We start from the raw sequence: 3,012 nt of genomic DNA, 5'->3' as shown, positions 1-3,012 counted from the left end.
CGTTGGCAAAACTGCGATTCGTGCCATCCATGGCACGCCGCTAACGCGGAGTTTATAAGGAGATTTTTATGCCATATAATTTTAAAAACGCTAACCTGGCTGTCCGTGAAAACCGTCTTGGCTCAATCACGGGCTTTACCGGAGACCTTGAGACTCTTGTTTACCGCTCTGAATGCGGCTCACTCAAAAACCGGGAGCGATGCTTTTCCCAGTCAAGCTCCTGTCTTTCAGGCTGTGCCTTAAACGCCCTTGCCGCAATCAGAAATGTGGCCGTTGTCTATCACGCGCCGGCAGGCTGCACCGCAATGGCCAGTAACGACAGCGTAAAATTCGGTCAGATTGCAGCCAGAATCAACAAAACCACTAATTCTGTCTTTGTCTGCACGGACTTGAACGAAAAGGACACGGTTTTTGGAGCCATGAACGACCTTCGCAAAATCGTTCAGCACACTTACGACACTTACAAGCCGGACGCAATTTTTATCTCGACTTCCTGCGTTTCTGGCGTTATCGGCGAGGATGTTGACGGTCTTGCGGACGAAATCAACGAGGAGCTGCCGATTCCGGTAATCCCGGTTCACTGCGAGGGATTCAAATCAAGAATCTGGGCATCGGGATTTGACATTTCTGACCACGCGGTTTTACAGGGAATCGTAAAGCCTCCGAAAGAGAAGCGAAGAATCATCAACATCAAGAACTTTTACGAGAGCGCCCGCCCTCAAATCACGAAGATTTTCAACGAAGTCTTTGACGCCGAGCCTCAGTTCCTCTACTGTAACTCAACGATCGAAGAACTCAGCCACTTAAGCGAGGCTCTGGCAACGGTCTGTATCTGCGGAACGCTTGGAACTTATCTTGGAAATGCCCTTGAAGAGACTTACGGCGTGCCTTACGTCCGCACAATCAACCATTCGGGAGTCACAGGATTTGAAACCTGGCTCCGTGGAATCGGGGACGCAATCGGCCGCCGCGACCAGGTTGAGGCCTACATCAAAAAGCAGCGGGAGATTTTTATTCCTCAGATTGAAGAAGCCATCAAGCCGCTCCGTGGTCTTCGCGCCGTAATCGGCATGGGACCTGGTTTTACTTACGAGATTGCCCGCGTCTTGCAGGAATTCGGCATGACAATCGAATACGCCCTTGCATGGCACTACGACTACAAGTACGACAACGGCCAGGTTCCGCCGGCCCTTGAGCATTTGCTTAAAAACAGCCCCAAGGACATGAAGGTTGCCGTAGCCGACCAGCAGAACTACGAGGTCTTAAACATCTTGAACCGCTACAAGCCTGACGTTTACTTTAGCCGTCACCCTGGAACTACGGTCTGGGCAATCAAGCAGGGCTATGCGGCGGTCTTCGTTGCTGACGAGTACACGGTCTTCGGCTACGAGGGAACTTTGAGCTTTGCAAAACTGATTCGCGACACGGTAACGAACCGCTCTTTCGAGAAAAACCTTGCCGCCAGAATCAAGCTGCCCTACACAAAATGGTGGTACGAGCAGAGCAACGAAAAGTTCATCAACCCTGAAAGCAAAAAGTAAAAGAGGTACTAAAATGGCAAAAATATATGAATCATTGACCGAGCTTGTGGGACATACGCCCCTTGTCCGGCTTCATGGATACGAAAAACTCCACGGATTAAAGGCATATTTGCTTGCAAAAGTCGAATATTTTAATCCAATCGGATCAATAAAGGACAGAATCGTTCTCCGCATTATCGAGGATGCTGAAAAAGAAGGAAAAATCATTCCCGGAAAAACGACTCTTATCGAATACACCAGCGGCAACACTGGAATCGCAGTTTCGGCAATCGGAGCCATGAAAGGCTACAAGGTGCAGATTTTTCTTCAGGAAGGCGTGAGCCGCGAACGCTTGCAGGTTATGAAGGCTTTCGGAGCGAATGTCACAAAAATCGGCGATGTCCCGGAATTGCAGGATGCCCTCAAAGCCACAAACAACGACTTCGTTGCCGCCACGAATCTCTTAAAGCAGCATATCCGTGACCGTCAGGCAGCAGGAGACAGCATTTACTTTGTTGACCAGATGATAAATCCCCTGAATCCAAAGGCTCACCACGACACCACGGGAAAGGAAATCTGGGAGGACACTGACGGAAAATTGGCGGCCGTGGTGGCTTCTGTGGGAACGGCGGGAACAATCCGGGGAATCAGCGATTACATCCGCGAGCAGTCAAAAGAAGTGAAGATTTTTGCCGTTGAGCCGAGTGCAGACGATAAAGTCCTCACAGGAATCCACAATTTTACTGATGTTCCCATTGAGCGCGTTCCGCCCAGTCTCAAAAGCGACAATGAGCTTAAAAAAGGCGTTTACGATGAAGTTTTCGTAGGCGACCCGAAAGGTGCTTTTCAGGCGGCGCGGGATCTGGCAAAGACGGACGGCGTTCTTGTGGGAAATTCCAGCGGTGCGGCTCTCTGGGGAGCGACAAAAATCGCCCAGCGGCCGGAATTTGCGGGAAAAGACATTGTAGTCGTATTCCCCGACACAGGTTTGCGCTATTTAAGCACGGATTTGTTCAGCGAATGACACTGCAGCAGATCCGCTATATTCTTGGCGTTGCTGAAAATGCTTCTCTCAACAAGGCCTCGGAAAAGCTTTTTATTTCCCAGCCCGCTCTCAGTGCAAGCATTCACGACGCTGAGGGAGAGCTTGGCTTTCCTATTTTTACGCGAAACACGAGGGGAGTTAAGCTTACTGAAAAGGGAGAAGACTTTATAAAGGATGCCCGTTCCCTGTACAGGAACTACGAAGCCCTGCTTGAAAAATATTGCGGCAAAGTCAAAAAAACTTTCTCCGTCGCAACCCTTTACTATGCCTTTGCCCGAAAAGCATTCGTGGAAGTGGTAAAAAAATTTTCTGCCGAGGGCTATGATTTTGCTTTCCGTGAGATGAAAGCGGAAGACATAATTGAAGATGTACATAATCAGAAAAGCCAGCTGGGACTTCTCTATATGAGCGAGGCAAACAGGACTCAAATCCTTAAACTCCTTGAAG

At 49.4% G+C, this 3,012-nt stretch carries 3 protein-coding genes; all 3 read left to right on the top strand.

Annotated elements, in window-relative coordinates:
• Window positions 1-68 precede the first annotated feature (68 nt).
• Entirely contained in the window at window positions 69-1,541 is a 1,473-nt protein-coding gene (locus tag B2089_RS11865; protein ID WP_296324726.1) for a nitrogenase component 1, read from the top strand.
• Window positions 1,542-1,554: 13 nt separating this feature from the next.
• Entirely contained in the window at window positions 1,555-2,544 is a 990-nt protein-coding gene (locus B2089_RS11860) for a PLP-dependent cysteine synthase family protein (RefSeq protein ID WP_296324724.1), read from the top strand.
• On the top strand, window positions 2,541-3,012 hold a 472-nt coding region (locus B2089_RS11855; RefSeq protein WP_296324721.1), incomplete at its 3' end, for a LysR family transcriptional regulator. The genes B2089_RS11860 and B2089_RS11855, both read left to right, overlap by 4 nt.

This window comes from Treponema sp. UBA3813, assembly GCA_002368605.1.
GTDB lineage: Bacteria > Spirochaetota > Spirochaetia > Treponematales > Treponemataceae > Treponema_D.
Note: the sequence above shows the minus strand (reverse complement) of the source record. Positions and strands in the feature narration are given on the sequence as shown.

Bases quoted from the DNA above. Each gene is read 5' to 3' on its own strand.
- B2089_RS11865 (WP_296324726.1), top strand. From the start codon at position 69: ATGCCATATAATTTTAAAAACGCTAACCTGGCTGTCCGTGAAAACCGT.
- B2089_RS11860 (WP_296324724.1), top strand. From the start codon at position 1,555: ATGGCAAAAATATATGAATCATTGACCGAGCTTGTGGGACATACGCCC.